Origin of the sequence: Fibrobacter sp. (genome assembly GCF_045601785.1) — a bacterium.
GTDB lineage: Bacteria > Fibrobacterota > Fibrobacteria > Fibrobacterales > Fibrobacteraceae > Fibrobacter.
On sequence record NZ_JAZSAF010000004.1, the window covers coordinates 85,988 to 100,786 of the forward strand.

Consider the following 14,799-nt stretch of genomic DNA (forward strand, 5'->3'; position numbering starts at 1 on the left):
TTGTTTCCATCGATGATTCTTTACCAAACGGCATACCAAAAAGACCGGCCTTCTTGAAATGCCACATACCGCCCTCAAATTTATTCTTTTTAAACGAAAAATGCCAACTCTTTTTGTAATTTTTGATAAAAAAAACGTTCATTTTTGTAAACAAGTGGTGGATAGACAAACCAAAGTGCGGAAAATCACAGCGAGTCGCGGTCGTTTGTAAACAGATTGTTACAGAATGGATTGGTAGCCGTTTTTTGAGGGGAGATCCCGCAACAAGTGCGGGACGACATTAGAGGGATTATGCGGGATGCATTAGGGGAACAACGCAGGACGCACTAGGGAGAAAAATTTTTTCCCGCTATTTACTACATTATAATATAACACGGAGTTGCACCATGCAAGATATGGATAGAACAATTGCTAGCGGAAACACCATCAAGCTGCCCATCGCCCAGATGCGACCGCACCTGATTGTACTCTACCCGCAGAACCAGTTCAAGCAGGTGCCGCTCGAAAAGGGAACCGTCATCCTTGGCCGCGGCCAGGACGCCGACATCCGCCTAGACGACGAACTGGTGAGCCGCAGACACTGCGCCCTCACCTTCGATGGCGTTGACGTGACCGTCAAAGACCTGGGGAGCACCAACGGAACCTTCGTTGACGGCAGCCCCATCGCCGAGAGCAAGCTCGAAGACCACAACCGCCTGCAGATTGGCAAGATGGTCTTGAAGGTGGACTTCAAGGACGCAAGCGAAGAGGCCTTTGACCGCGAACTCTACGAGGCGGCCACCATGGACCCGCTCACCCGCATCAGCAACCGCCGCACCTTTATGGACAGGAGCCTGGGCGAGCTTGCCCTTGCCCGCCGCAACAATTATTACGTTCACGCGATCATGGTCGACGCGGACCACTTCAAGCGCGTGAACGACACCTGGGGTCACCAGTGCGGCGACATGGTGCTCAAGGAAATCGCGCGAATCCTCAAAGAGGAAAAGCGCGAATCCGACCTGCTCGCCCGCTACGGCGGCGAGGAATTCGTACTATTATTTAGTGGAATCAGCGTGGAAGACGCCAAAAAGAGCGCAGAGCGCCTGCGCAGCGCCGTTGAAAGACACCGTTTCTCGTGGAAGGACACCGTGATCCCCGTGACCATTTCTCTGGGGCTTGCAAGCCGCCAGGGCGAAAACATCGGCAAAATCGAAGAGATGATCGCCGAATGTGACCGCCTGCTCTACGTCGCCAAGGAAGGCGGCAGGAACCAAGTGGCTTGTTAGCGCCAAATGGATTGCTTCGCCTTCGGCTCGCAATGACGTCTTAAGTACAAAAAGCTAAATTTGGCGCCGAAATGTCGAGTTTGAATTCCGAGCGTCTCAATTCTTTTGGAACCGCAAGCATCCCGAAACTGGTTTTGCAGTTTTCGGTGCCGGCCATCATCAGCATGCTGGTGAACGCCCTCTACAATATTGTGGACCGCTTTTTCGTAGGGCAGGGAGTTGGCAGTCTCGGCATCGCAGGCATCACGCTGTGCTTTCCGATTTGCCTATTTATAATGGCAATGTCGATGATGGTAGGCGTGGGCGGCAACACGCTCTTTGCCATCCGCCTCGGTCAGAAGAAGTATATCCAGGCAAGCATCATCCTGAACAATTCCTTCTCGCTTTTAATCCTGATGGCGATTGGAGCGTTCACGCTGGGCGAAATCTTTATGGAGCCGCTCCTCAAGCTGTTTGGCGCAAGCGAGCAGACGCTCCCCGTGGCAAGCAGCTACATGCGCATTCTCCTGTGCGGAGCAATCTTTCAGACAATCGCCCCGGGCATGAACCACTTCATCCGCTCGATGGGCCACCCGAAAACGGCCATGTTCCGTGAAATCATCGGTGCTGTCACAAACATTATTCTCGACTATATTTTCATTATGCGATTCCACTGGGGAATCGAGGGGGCAGCCTGGGCAACTATCGCATCGCAGCTCGTAGCCTCGGCACTCATCACGCAGTTCTTTGTCAAGAAGTCGTCACCCATCAAGATCCGCTGGCGCCACATGAAGCTCCGCGCCGCCTATGTCCGCAAGATCTACATTCTCGGACTTCCGCCCTCCGTGATGCAGGTTTGCAACAGCCTGATGAATGCGATACTCGCCTGGAGCCTGACCACCTACGGAAACATGAGCGTGCAGGCAGTAGGCGCACTTTCGGGTGGCGACATGGCCATTTCTGCTTTCGGCATTACCAATAGCATCGTTTCGATTATCATTCTGCCGCTTCTCGGATTCGTTCACGGCACGCAGCCCATCATCGGCTACAACTACGGTGCTCGCCTGAACGCCCGCGTCAAGGAAACGCTCAAGTTCGCTTTTATCTACGCAGGCGGCTTCATGTTTGTCACCTGGGGAATTCTCATGTGGCAGGCCGAGACATTCGTAGCCCCGTTTGCACCGAACGACCCCGAGCTCATCAAGCTTTCGGCCTGGGCCATGCGCATTTTTGCAGCCGCCTTCTTTATGATTCCCTTCGGCATGGTTTCGGGGAACTTTTTCCAGGGTACAGGAAAGGCATTCAGGGCCATGTTCCTGAACGCCTGCCGTCAAGTGATTCTACTGATTCCCTTCCTGCTCATCCTTCCGCATTTCTTTCAACTGAAGGGAGTGTTCATGGCGCAGCCCATTGCCGACACGGGTGCGGCCATCATCGGGCTTGCCATGCTTGCGCATGAACTAAAGAAACTGAAGTAGACCGTTAGCGAGCAAGCTGCTTAACCGGAAAAGCAAAATAGGTGTCGGGGAACGGTTCGTTCTTGAGCGTAAAATGCCACCATTCCTCTGGAAGCGGCTTAAAGCCGTGACGCAGCATTGCGGCACGTAAAATCATACGGTTTTTAAACTGTACCGAGTTGATTTTACGGTCTTGAGTAGGAACATTCCCCTCAAAGCCACAAGTGTACTTGCCCGTTTCGGGATCGCCGCAGAAATCAGGGTGACTTTCGATGCCAAACCAGTCAAAAGTCGCTCCCATATCAACATCCTTCTCGGTCTTCATGTCAAACAAAGTAAGATCCAATGTGGATCCGCGACTGTGACCAGATTTTTCGGCAATATATCCCTGCGGGAAAAGTACGGACTTGTCGAGATCCGGATAGAAATACTGCTTCATGGCGGTGTCATTTACATCGGCGCCCCAACGCATAAAGTGGTCCACCGCCCGCTGCGGACGGTAGGCGTCGAAAATCTTGAGACGATAGCCAAGAGCCTTCACGTCGTCACTTACGGCCTTAAGGCTATCTGCCGCCTCCTTTGTCAGCAAGGCCGTCGGCTGTTCGTAACCATCCACGCGAGCACCGACAAAATTATAGGTAGAATGGTAACGGATTTCAAGAATTGCATCGGGAACGACATCCGTTAACGTCACGAATTGGCTTGTGTCGTTTTCAGGAGCAACAGTCTCCTGTACAGCAGGAGATTCGTTACAAGCGGTCAAAAACGCAGCCCCACAAAGCAGAGCCGAACACATCATCATTGTTTTCATAGTAAGCAACTTGACTGGAAAAAAATTGACCTATTCATCTATTTCTTCTAACAAGAAACGCATAAGCGTTACAATCAAGCGTTAGATTAATAAAGTTTCTTCATGTCGGTGAGTTCGCCACCTTTTTCGTGGAAAAGGACGAGCGAGCCTCCCTGGAGTTTCTTGAAAAGTGCCGTAAGCTTTGCAACGGCATCAGCCTCTTCGAAGCCGATTTCGTTATATGCCGTTTCGCCAATCACAATACCCACGTTGACCATATCGGGGGCCTTGCGGCGCAGGTAGTTGAGGAAGTCGTCATCGTTATTGAGAATGTCCGTCGCCGTCGGCTTTTCGAGTTCCGCCGGATCGCGGGTACTCACCAGGAGCGGGTACATGTTGTCGGCGATAGCCTGCTTAGAATTCAGGTAGAAGGTGTTTCCTACAAACAAGCTAATGGAATCGTTCAGCACCTGGCGCACTTCCACCATGATATCGCTCTGGGAAGACGCTTCCTGGATTTCAAGTTTGGACGGACCACAGGCCATCAAGGCAAGCGACACAACCGACAGAACCGCAAGGGCAAATTTTTTCATTGTAGACCTCTTTGTTTTTAGCAAAGATATACTTTTTTTTGGCAAATGAACAAAAAATTTATCTGGAGCCCACTATTTTAGTGTTTTTTTGAGTTTTTCGGCAAAAAACTACTTATGCAGAATATGAAGCGCGCGGTCGATCAGGTCAGGCTTTAGGCCAAAAATGCGGCTCAATGTTTCGACCCGAGCTGATTCTTCGATTTTTTCGATGCGAGAGCCCTTGGCGTCGCGGGTCACGAGGTTTCCCTTCTGGTAATAGTACTGCACGCCCCTTTCACGGTCAAGGCGGTTCAGCACCGGGTAGGTCATCATCTCGCGGTAAAAGCTTTCGTTCCAGTGCTGCTTGAACTCTTCTACAGATACACCTTCGACGGGGTATTCGAAGCGGAGTTTCATCGGGCCCCCAGCACCGCCCGTCCATAGTTCCATGCTCGATGCATCGGGTCGCACCAAGCGCACGCTGTTGGGAACGAGCGGAAAGAACGCATCGCCTGTACCGAACGGCGGCGGGAGCGGAATCGGCAGCGGATCAAAAATCAAGTAGCCGGGATCAAAGAGATATTCGGCTTTTTGGATTGCCGCGCCTTCGGCTCGCAATGACGAATCTGTATCGTCCGGCAGGATCAAGGCGCAATGGATGTTCTTCTCTTTACGCTTGTGGCCCATCACCAGGCGAGGGCTTAGCCCCATGTCACGGAACACCTGGTACAGGTGCCAAGTCATGCTGAAGCAGGTGCCGCCACCCATCCAAGCATCGACATCGTTCTGAAAGCTGTCGTCAAGCTTTTGTGCAGCGGTAGAACTCCCCGTCGATTCCAGGCGAATGATTTTCGTCAGGTTCTCGTAGGTGACTTTGGACAACTTATCGCAGGTGTCCTGAATTTTTTTCCACTGTTCGGGGAGCATAGGTTAAATGTAGTAATACATCAATGGATCGCCACGCCTTCGGCTCGCGATGACGTTACTAGAGCAGCATCGAGATGCCGTCGACGCCGAGAACGGTAAGGCATGCCACCACGGCAACGCCCACAAGGCCACGACCAAGGAGCGACGCGACGACTGCTGCCACCAGGGCACACGCCCCCGAAAGCATGCTGTTCGTCGAATAGAAAATCGCAGGCACGGTCATTGCAGCAAGCACCGTGTAGGGCACATACGAGAGGAACGAGCGCCAGAAGCGGCTCTTGATTTTTCCCTTGAGAAGAATAAACGGAACGGCGCGCAACAGGTAGGTGACGCCCGCCATCACCAGCAGGAACAGAGCGTAATCTCTCAGATTCATGCTTCCTCCTTGCAGGTTCTGTCATCCGTTTCATCTAAATCCTTTATCGGGAAAAGGGCCGCGCCAAGGAGCGATGCCACCAGGGCGCAGATGATGATCGCAAAGCCGACCGTGACGCCGCTAAGGGCGGGCACATACTTGAACGCAAAGCTGCACACAATCGCAATCAGCACCGCAATGAGCGTCGGACGATGCACCTTCATTTGCGGGACAACAATCGCTACAAACATTCCGTAAAGGGCGACCCCGAGGGCGTTCGTCACAATCGCCGGAAGAATCTCGCCACAAATAGCACCGCACATCGTTCCCGAAGACCAGCCAATGTAAGGGAGAACCATGAGCCCCGCAAAATAACGTGCCGTCACAGGTTCTGTCTGGCTTACCGCAAGGGCGTAGATTTCATCGGTAATGCCTGTCGCAAGGAGCAGACGCTTGAACAAGCCAAAATTCGGCGCCACCTTCTGCGACAAGGATATCGCCATCAGGCTGTAGCGCAGGTTAATAAAGAATGTGGCAATCGCCATTTCGATGAACGTGCCAGCGGCATCGGACATAATCTGGAGCCCCGCGAACTGCCCCGCCGAAGTAAGGTTCGTCATCGAGATAAAGGTGACCAGAGGCCAACTCAGCAACTTGGAGCCGGCGATTCCAAACGAAAATGACACGGCAAAGTAGCCGAGACCAATCGGGAAACCGTCCTTGACACCGTTAGAAAATTTCATGCGACAAATATAGAAAATTTTTAAAGCAGAATTATGCAAATATGCAAATTTATGCAAAATCAGTATACAAAAGCGACGATTCCATGCATAAAAATGCCCGACATCATGTCGGGCAAAGAACATTTCCAGTTTCGTGTCGAGAAAGGTTACTTCACCACAATTCTTGCGGAGCGCACGGCACCATTGCTTGCAATGCGCACCAGGTAGGAGCCTTGCGGCAGCTTGCCAAGATCAAAGATGCCGGAACCGGCCACATGGTCGCTGTAGGTTGCGATCAGATTGCCCATCATGTCGAAGACCTGCACGCGAACGGCAGAGGATTTCGACAGAGCGACCGTGAGCTTGTTGTCGGTAAAGCCGAACTTGAATGCGTTCGCCGCGGCAAAGACGCTGGTCGTGCCCTCGCTGCTGCTCGATTCATCCGCACTGCTACTGGACTCTTCAACGGAGCTCGAAGACTCTTCGGCAGAGCTCGACGATTCCGCCGCACTGCTGCTTGATGCTTCGGAGCTTGAAGATTCAGGCTCAGAGACATTCAGGACGATGGAATAGACCGTGCCGCGAATGGTCACCTTTTCTGTATAGGTTCCCGGCTGGACATGCTCCGGAACAGTACCCGTGACAGTGAACTTGCCATCGATGATGTCACTAAAGTTCAGGTAATACATGCCCCAGTCGCGCGTATATGCATCGACGTTTTCAAATGTAATCGGATCGATCTTTCCGCCAATCACAGGGGACTGCTTGATCTCGCCGGTCACGACCACCTGAACTGCTTCAGAAGAGCTGCTCGTTTCGCTGCTGCTAGATTCCGCTTCGGAAGAGCTGCTGACTTCGCTGCTACTAGACTCAGCCTCAGAAGAACTGCTCATCTCGCTGCTACTAGAAACTTCGATCTCGGAGCTAGAGGACGCAGGTTTCTCGGAACTCGACGATTCCGGTCCTTCGGAGCTAGACGATTCTTCGCTGCTGCTCGATTCTTCTGCGCTGGAGCTGGAAGCTTCGGAACTGGAGCTTAGCTCTTCGCTAGAAGAAGACGCCTCGGAACTAGAGCTGATCTCTTCGCTTGAACTCGATTCCGCTTCAGAGGAGCTGCTCGCTTCGCTGCTACTAGACTCAGCCTCAGAAGAACTGCTCGTCTCGCTGCTGCTAGAAACTTCAGGTTCAGAGCTAGAGGACGCAGGTTCCTCGGAACTCGACGATTCCTGTTCTTCGGAGCTAGACGATTCTTCGCTGCTGCTAGATTCTTCTGCGCTGGAGCTGGAAGCTTCGGAACTGGAGCTTAGCTCTTCGCTAGAAGAAGACGCCTCGGAACTAGAGCTGATCTCTTCGCTTGAACTCGATTCCGCTTCGGAGGAGCTACTCGTTTCGCTACTGCTAGATTCCGCTTCAGAAGAGCTGCTGACTTCACTGCTACTAGAAACTTCAGGTTCAGAGCTAGAGGATTCGGGTTCTTCGGAGCTCGAAGACTGCGTCACCGTAATCCGCCCTGTCGTAGAAGTGTTGTTGTCTATACCCGTCACATCAACCGTAAAGACATACTCCTGTGCCGCAGCATCCACATCAACTCGTCCGAATATCTTGAAGACCTTCGCATTTTCATCGAGCACTGCATCAAGTCCTGAAGGCAATCCAGACACTTCAGCACTTTCCAAATTCTCGTACCTATAGACAATCGGTTCTATCGTATCGCCTGCCACAACGGTCTGCACCGAGTCTCCACTGGCAAGCATAAACCTCGTTTCCTTGGACTTGTGCTTCACAATAATCTTGATACTAGCAGAATCGTCATTGTCAGCGCCGTACACATAGACCTTCACCGTATACTCACTGTCGCGGAGATTTTCATCTACCGCACCACGAATCGTGAGAGTCTTATTCGTCTTGTCCTTATAGATGTTGATTTCTCCACTGGGTAGTCCTTCAACAGAGGCCGAAGTCATATTGGCATACTTGAACACGACCGGAACCACTTCGGAGCCCGCCATCACGGTCTGCTCGGCAGGGCCTTCCACAAGTTCAATGGTCGTCATCGCGGGCTTGTGTTTCACCACAATCTTGCCCGTCACTTCCGTATCCGAGTCAATGCCCGTTACAGAGATCGTGTAAGTCCATGTCGAATCCGAAAGGCCTTCGGCAACCCTGCCCGAGAGCGTGTAGGTTTTCGCCTTTTCATCAAAGTCGGCTTGAATTCCTTTCGGAAGGTTTGTCGCCTTGGCAGCCGTGATGTTTTCATACTTGTAAACAATTGGCTGTATGGTATCGCCTGCCGTCACTGTTTGCGCGGCATTGTCACTAATGAGCGTAAACACAGGCACAACAGGCTTATGAGACACGATAATCTTTACAGAGGCAAGCGCATCGTTATCGGCGCCAGTCACATTTATCGTCACAATGTATTCTTTATCTTGCAGAGAATCTGCAACGGTTCCAGAAATCACCACAATCTCTTTCGTCTCATCAATATCGGATGAGATCCCCGCAGGAATACCATCCACCTTGACGGATTTTGCATTGGCATAGCTAAACACCAGTGTTTCAATCTTATCGCCCGCAGTCACCGTTTGATCAGCAGAACCCTCGGTAAGCGTCACCGTCGTTGTCTTCGGCTGATGTTTTACGACAATATTCGCTGTTGCAGAAGCATTGTTATCCGGGCCAACAACATCCACAGTCACCGTGTATGTACTGTCCGAAAGCGCCGAATCTACCTCGCCAGAAACAGTCACCATCTGTTTTTCCTTATCCACCACAGCCGAAAGACCCTTAGGGAATCCATAGGTGGCAATAGAATCCGCGTGTTCATACTTGAACACGAGCGATTCAATCTTATTGCCCGCAGTCACCGTCTGTTCAGCAGAACCCCCGGCAAGCGCCACCGTCGTCGTCACCGGCTTATGCTTCACCGTAATTTTACCCGTTACAACAAGGCTCGTATCAGATCCACGCACCGTAATGGTGTAGTCATACTCATAATCTGTAAGAGAATCAGCAACATCCCCAACAATCGCATAAGTCATTGACGTGTCGCCCTTCACCAGTTTCAATCCCTGCGGAACGCCACTGACTTCGGCACTCACAACATTTGCATATTCATAGACAATCGGTTGAATTGCTTTGCCCGCCGTCACCGTTTGCGAGGCATTGTTACTAATGAGCGTAAACACAGGCACAACAGGCTTATGCTTCACCACAATTTTTGCACTTGCAGAGGCGTTATTATCAGGGCCGTACGCATTCACGGTAATCTCGTATTCTTTGTCGAGAAGTGCAGCAGAAAGTGTCCCAGAAATCGTCACCGTCCGTTTGACATTATCCAGTTCAGACGAAATTCCTTCTGGAAGTCCAAGCGTCATGACAGAATCAATGCTTGCGCACTGGAATACTAGCGTCTCTATCTTCTCGCCAGCCGTTACCGTCTGTTCGGTCTTGCCACTGACAAGGGAAACTGTCGTTGTCACCGGCTTGTGCTTCACCGTAATCTTTCCGGATACTACCGTATCAGAATCAACTCCCTCTACCGAAAGCGTGTAGTCATATTCATAATCTGTGAGTGAATCTGCAACTGTACCAGAAATCGTATAGGTCTTAGCATTTTCATCCTTCGCGACATTCAAGCCCTGAGGAAGACCTGCAGCAACCACTCGTTTAATGTTAGCATACTGGTAAACAATCGGCTCAACCGCATTGCCCGCAGTTACCGTCTGATTCGCATTGTTCGTAGTCAGCGTAAATGTCGGAGCAACCGCCTTATGTTTCACCGTAACCCACAGGGTATCGGTTGCATCATTATCTACACCAGTTGCAAGCAGTGCAACAAAATACCTTCCTTCACTAAGCGACGAACTCACCGTATCGGAAATTGTCACTAACGAATTATTCTGATCGAGAGCATAATTAAGATTAATCGAGCGAGCAACACTAAGGGATTTTATATTGGCATATTTGATTACAACCGGAACGATATCGTCGCCCGGATACACTTCCTGATTCAAACTTCCACTCACCAGCTGCAGAGTCGTTGTCACCGGCTTGTGCTTCACCGTAATTTTACCAGAAACTTCAACAGCCGAATCGAGCCCCGTAAAGGCAACCTTGTATTCATAGACGCTGTCCATCAGAGACTCGTTGACGGTGCCTGAAATCGTATAGGTCTTGGAACTTTCATTATAGGAGCCATTCACCCCTCTCGGGAAACCCGACGGCTTTATCGATGTGATGTTTTCGCACTTGTATACAATCGACCAGATGGAATCACCAGCTGTCACGGTCTGATTTGTACTTGTGTTAGAGCTCTTCAGTTCGACAGCAAGCTTCAGGTCTTCCTGGCTAGATGAAGAAATCGAGATGGCATGGGTCGATGTAAAATTGTAATAGCTCTGGTCCGGGTCCTGGATGGTAAGGCCGATAACTCCATCCTGGATTCGCATTCCTAGCGTATCCACAGAAAGCCATTCCTTATAGTCGTCATTACTGCCACCACCGACACCATAGCCGTCATCGGCAATGATTTTCTTGCCACCCATGGCAGCACTTGCCCCCGCCCAAGTAAGCATATTGTTATTGTCGTTACGGATTCGGCTCTGGTTTCCCTGGGTGCGGCCACCCGAGGTAAACAGGTAGTCCACCTTGCTCTTGTCAAAATGGCTGTACCATGTCTTGATGTCGTCGTTCAACCAAGGCGAGATGTCCACGGCAATTTTTGCATTCGGCAACGCGGACTTGATGGTACTCACAATGCTGTTGAAATAGTAGCCAGTAAGGGAATCGTCCGGAATACCGCCCCCCACTTGTTCAAAGCGACCTTCGCGAGCGTCTCCCGAAACGGAATACTGGAAAAAGTCCGGTTCAATCAGCCAAACCGTCGTCTGTTCCGAACCAGCAATTTTTTTCAAGTCGCTTGCAACACCCTGTGCATAGGCCCTATAGCGGGAAATGATATTTGACCAGCCCGTACGAATCGTCTGGGCGCCGTTGGTGCAATGGTTATTGTAATTTCGAACATCGCAATCTTCATACCCCTGGTCCTTGTCGTATTCCGCAATCACATAGGCATAAAAGACAGGCGTAAGCCCGTTCCTTGCCGCGGCACGGACCATCGAGCCTTCCCAATACTCGTTATAGTAATCGTTATCGCCAACCCAGATGGCCAGGTGCGAAAGTCCCAAGCCTTTAAAATCGGTGTTTTCGTTGAATGTGTTTTTCCACTGACGACCGAAATTGAAGTGGTCCTCGCCAAAGGCCGCGAACGAAGCTGTTGCCAAAAGCAGCAAGCAGAAAAGAAAGGCTATTTTATTTTTCATAACTACTAAAATAACTTTTTTGCATTCAAAAACCAGCCCCGACAAGCAAAAAATCCTGGCTGGACGCCAGGATTTTTGTCTAACCATATGGAATTGGTGTTTTTTGCTAGAAATCGCCTATTACCTGATATTAATGTGACGAACCAGGTTATTCGAGCCCGAGCGCACACGCACAATGTAATGGCCCTGGTGCAGATTTTCGAGACTGACGGAGCCGCGAACCTGTCCAAAGCTTGCCACAGGGCTGCCCTGCATATCAAAGACATTGACCTGCGCCTGTTCGACACCGCCAATATGGAGCATGCGGTTTTCAACCGTCAGCGATATCGGGCTAACGCGCTGAGCCATGGTAAGCATGGTTTCGCTAGAAGACGTAGACGGCATTTCGGCATCCGACGAGCTAGACACGCCTTCCTGACTGCTGCTAGAAACTGCGGAGGAGCTACTTTCGGCGGCCAGCACCGAGAGCTTGATTTCATAAGGCTGATCATTAATCATCAAAGTTTCCGAGAATCCACCCGGCACCACATAACCTGGCACCGTACCAGACACCGTGACCACATTTCCAGACTGAACAAAATCCAAGAAGTAGAGGTTCCAGGTGGCGCGACTATAGGTCTGCACGTTCTTGAATGTAATCGTTTCGAACAGACCATTCTGAGCGACAATCTGGTTCAAGGAACCTTCAACAGAGACATCCGTGTTCTCGCTGCTGGAAGACGAGCTGTTCGCCACGGAAGAACTGGACGTTGCCGAGGAACTGCTCGCGATGCTGCTAGAGGACTTCACGGAACTTGAAGATGCTACACTCGATGAAGACTTCGCAGAACTAGAAGAAGCTACGCTGGAGCTCGACTTGGCAGAGCTGCTAGAAGCAACGCTCGACGAAGACCTGACAGACGAGCTGCTTGCCACAGAAGAACTGGACCTTGCCGAGGAACTGCTCGCGACACTGCTAGAAGACTTCGCGGAACTGGAGGACCTTGCGGAGCTGCTGGAAGCAACACTCGAAGAAGACTTTGCGGACGAGCTGCTGGAAACCGGAGAGGGAACCGGCTGAATGGCCCAGCCAGAGCAACGCACGTCATCCACATAGAGGTAGTTGTACTTCGGCTGGGTCGTCGTTTCTGCAACGCCCTTGACTTCCCACGTGAACTTGTTGATACGTTTCTTGGAAATCGTCACATCGTCGTCCGTCCAAGAAGGTTGCATAAGCGCGCCCCACGAGATAGTCGCCGTGGTCCAATCGGATGCGGCAGCCTTTTCAATCTGATGGAATGCGTAATCCAAAACGTCAGTGTCTTCTGCCTTGAAGTTATGGGCAGCCCCCTTGTACTTGTAAGAAATCTGCGTACAAGCGGAAAGGTCGTATGCAGTCTGCTTTTCATTCAGCGCAAGGCCCAACGCAACATAGGGGTCATACAAATTATCACCCTGCGAAAGCTTGACTCCGGTGATACCCGCCACATACTTGGTGGAGTTTCCTGCCTTGGAGCCGGCAATAACGACATTGTAGCCGCCGCGAGCTCCTTCGCCGTTTGTAATCGAGGAAGCACCCAGGTCGCCGTCATCAGTATAGGCGTACCATTCGCCACCGGTAAAGGTGTAGCTGTCGCCATCTTCCAGGTCGTCGATATAGTCGGTGTATCCCGCAGGCATGGAACTCGAAGAACTTGCAACGGAACTGCTAGAAACCGGTGTGCCGGAGCAAGCCGTATAAGTGGTCGGGTTGCCAGCCAAGTATCCCTTGACCAGCTTACCCGACGAGGTATAGACGAAATTCGTTGCAGAGCTTCCACCTTCAAACGCAGCCGAGCCTTCGCCAATATGCGATGCGGACCAGTTTGCCCAAGAAAGCTTGTGGGTGTTCATCCAGGTCTGCCAGGAATCATTGACTCCCTGATTAACAGAGCCGGCGCCATCTGCCGTACCGGTACCCCATTCCGTCACGAACACGGACAAGCCGCCATTCATGGCCCTTACAGCGTTTGCACCTTCGTTACCCGTGGAATGAGAAGCCGCATAATAGTGGAACGTGTACGCCACATTCTTGTCGTTAATCGCATTCGTTATAGCAACCGAAGGATACTGGTCATAGTAAGGAGTTCCCACAACAACCAGGTTATCGGAATGCTTACGGATTGCTGCGATTACGGATTCCGCATAGTTCTTGATGGTCGGCCAATAACTAGATGCGGGTCCTTCACCCCAGGAACCGATAGGCTCGTTATACACTTCAAAAATCACATTGTCGTAGCCGCCGTAGGTCTTTGCAGCCCATTCGAAGAATTCAACGGCGCTGGAAGTCTGGTTCTCGGCCTGATGAGAATGCCAGTCGATAATGACATAAATATCATTTTTAACGGCCGCATTCACCACGGTATTCAGGTAGGTTTTCTGTCGATCTGCGCCGCCAGACAGGTATCCACGGTTATTGTCCCAGGATTCGCTAATGCCCATGACAAAGCGGACAATCTGGATATTCATGGAACTGACCAGGTTGTCGATGGCCGCTTCGGAATAATAATCCGTCGCGGCAGCATCTCCCGAACTCCAGTAGAGGCTCATGCCCTTCACCTGGACTTCAGCTCCATCGGCAACGCCCTTGCAGGCACCGTAAATCTGACCTTTGCCGCTGGAGTTCTTGCCAGCCTGCAGCTGACCATAGGCGCTTACCGGGCCCACACGGTTTGCTGCAAACGCTGACGACACAAGGCCAAGAACAAGTATTCCAAAGCCAAAGACTTTAGTGCCTATATTCGTTTTCATACATCCTCTTTTAATCACCAATTTCTGCAACACAAATTTAGTTTTTGAGCCTCCATTTTCCACGTGATTTGAAGCACATAATTTTTTTATAAGGATACGGGCGTAAACGAGCAAGTACCAAGCGGGATTTTTCGTTACAAAAAAAAGAAGCCCGGCGTTAAGCCAGGCAACTAAACTGTGAGATGTCAAGAAACGAACTAGTTTTCGTTGTTGTGCATTTCCATCTGTTCACGGTCCATCGTGTGCTGCAGGTATTCCTTGAAGTCACGGTCGATGTTCACACCGTCGAGATCGAGGTCGTCGTTTTCCAACACGAACACGGCGCTCGGGTTATCGAGCCAGCCCACCACGTCCACCTGGTCGAGTTTCATGGACTTGTCACCCGCGGCCTGTGCAACGTATTCAATCTTGGATTTCTGAACCCAGCCCTGTCCGCAAGGTCCCTTAACGAGAACTTCGGTATCGCCGTCCTTCAGAATGGTAAGTTCGTCATTGAAGCCCGCCGTGCAGACGACAGAACCGCCGTCCTTTTCCTTGGTCAGGTCCACATCACCCAACTTGGATTTCACTTTTTTGCCGGCACCGAAGGAGACGCCAACCAGCAAAGCGAGAGCAATAAAAAGCACCTTTTTCATATCT

Annotated in this window: 10 protein-coding genes; 2 read left to right on the forward strand and 8 right to left on the reverse strand. The window is 51.1% G+C overall.

Features of this window, described 5'->3' with window-relative positions:
* Positions 1–395: 395 nt before the first annotated feature.
* Together ACKI61_RS00985 and ACKI61_RS00990 are read left to right on the forward strand one after the other, a co-directional pair.
* A complete protein-coding gene (locus ACKI61_RS00985) occupies positions 396–1,265 on the forward strand; it encodes a GGDEF domain-containing protein (RefSeq protein WP_407455953.1) in 870 nt (289 codons plus the stop codon).
* A 71-nt stretch (positions 1,266–1,336) separates the two neighbouring features.
* Positions 1,337–2,722: an MATE family efflux transporter gene (locus ACKI61_RS00990; RefSeq protein ID WP_407455954.1), complete on the forward strand. Its 1,386-nt coding sequence runs from the start codon at positions 1,337–1,339 to the stop codon at positions 2,720–2,722.
* Positions 2,723–2,726: 4 nt separating this feature from the next.
* Here the strand turns inward: ACKI61_RS00990 and ACKI61_RS00995 are convergent, their stop codons facing one another.
* The 8 genes from ACKI61_RS00995 to ACKI61_RS01030 all read right to left on the reverse strand — a co-directional run bounded on the left by ACKI61_RS00995 (position 2,727) and on the right by ACKI61_RS01030 (position 14,795).
* A complete protein-coding gene (locus tag ACKI61_RS00995) occupies positions 2,727–3,512 on the reverse strand; it encodes a M15 family metallopeptidase (RefSeq protein WP_407455955.1) in 786 nt (261 codons plus the stop codon).
* An 86-nt stretch (positions 3,513–3,598) separates the two neighbouring features.
* Complete coding sequence (locus ACKI61_RS01000; RefSeq protein ID WP_407455956.1) at positions 3,599–4,084, reverse strand: hypothetical protein; 486 nt, start codon at positions 4,082–4,084, stop codon at positions 3,599–3,601.
* A gap of 108 nt (positions 4,085–4,192) precedes the next feature.
* Positions 4,193–4,990 (reverse strand): hypothetical protein, encoded by a 798-nt coding sequence (locus ACKI61_RS01005; protein WP_407455957.1) that lies wholly within the window; start codon positions 4,988–4,990, stop codon positions 4,193–4,195.
* 58 nt (positions 4,991–5,048) lie between these two features.
* Positions 5,049–5,366 (reverse strand): AzlD domain-containing protein, encoded by a 318-nt coding sequence (locus ACKI61_RS01010; RefSeq protein WP_407455958.1) that lies wholly within the window; start codon positions 5,364–5,366, stop codon positions 5,049–5,051.
* Positions 5,363–6,088: an AzlC family ABC transporter permease gene (locus tag ACKI61_RS01015; RefSeq protein WP_407455959.1), complete on the reverse strand. Its 726-nt coding sequence runs from the start codon at positions 6,086–6,088 to the stop codon at positions 5,363–5,365. Before ACKI61_RS01015 ends, ACKI61_RS01010 begins: the two co-directional genes overlap by 4 nt.
* Positions 6,089–6,234: 146 nt before the next feature.
* Positions 6,235–11,391 (reverse strand): T9SS type A sorting domain-containing protein, encoded by a 5,157-nt coding sequence (locus ACKI61_RS01020; RefSeq protein WP_407455960.1) that lies wholly within the window; start codon positions 11,389–11,391, stop codon positions 6,235–6,237.
* A gap of 120 nt (positions 11,392–11,511) precedes the next feature.
* Positions 11,512–14,160, reverse strand: a complete 2,649-nt coding sequence (locus tag ACKI61_RS01025) for a cellulase family glycosylhydrolase (RefSeq protein WP_407455961.1) — start codon at positions 14,158–14,160, stop codon at positions 11,512–11,514.
* Positions 14,161–14,357: 197 nt separating this feature from the next.
* Positions 14,358–14,795, reverse strand: a complete 438-nt coding sequence (locus ACKI61_RS01030; protein WP_173565546.1) for a hypothetical protein — start codon at positions 14,793–14,795, stop codon at positions 14,358–14,360.
* Positions 14,796–14,799: the final 4 nt, after the last annotated feature.

Excerpts from the sequence above, each read along its gene's own strand:
- ACKI61_RS00985 (WP_407455953.1), top strand. The coding sequence starts at position 396 with ATGGATAGAACAATTGCTAGCGGAAACACCATCAAGCTGCCCATCGCC.
- ACKI61_RS00990 (WP_407455954.1), top strand. The coding sequence starts at position 1,337 with ATGTCGAGTTTGAATTCCGAGCGTCTCAATTCTTTTGGAACCGCAAGC.
- ACKI61_RS00995 (WP_407455955.1), bottom strand. The coding sequence starts at position 3,512 with ATGAAAACAATGATGATGTGTTCGGCTCTGCTTTGTGGGGCTGCGTTT.
- ACKI61_RS01000 (WP_407455956.1), bottom strand. The coding sequence starts at position 4,084 with ATGAAAAAATTTGCCCTTGCGGTTCTGTCGGTTGTGTCGCTTGCCTTG.
- ACKI61_RS01005 (WP_407455957.1), bottom strand. The coding sequence starts at position 4,990 with ATGCTCCCCGAACAGTGGAAAAAAATTCAGGACACCTGCGATAAGTTG.
- ACKI61_RS01010 (WP_407455958.1), bottom strand. The coding sequence starts at position 5,366 with ATGAATCTGAGAGATTACGCTCTGTTCCTGCTGGTGATGGCGGGCGTC.
- ACKI61_RS01015 (WP_407455959.1), bottom strand. The coding sequence starts at position 6,088 with ATGAAATTTTCTAACGGTGTCAAGGACGGTTTCCCGATTGGTCTCGGC.
- ACKI61_RS01020 (WP_407455960.1), bottom strand. The coding sequence starts at position 11,391 with ATGAAAAATAAAATAGCCTTTCTTTTCTGCTTGCTGCTTTTGGCAACA.
- ACKI61_RS01025 (WP_407455961.1), bottom strand. The coding sequence starts at position 14,160 with ATGAAAACGAATATAGGCACTAAAGTCTTTGGCTTTGGAATACTTGTT.
- ACKI61_RS01030 (WP_173565546.1), bottom strand. The coding sequence starts at position 14,795 with ATGAAAAAGGTGCTTTTTATTGCTCTCGCTTTGCTGGTTGGCGTCTCC.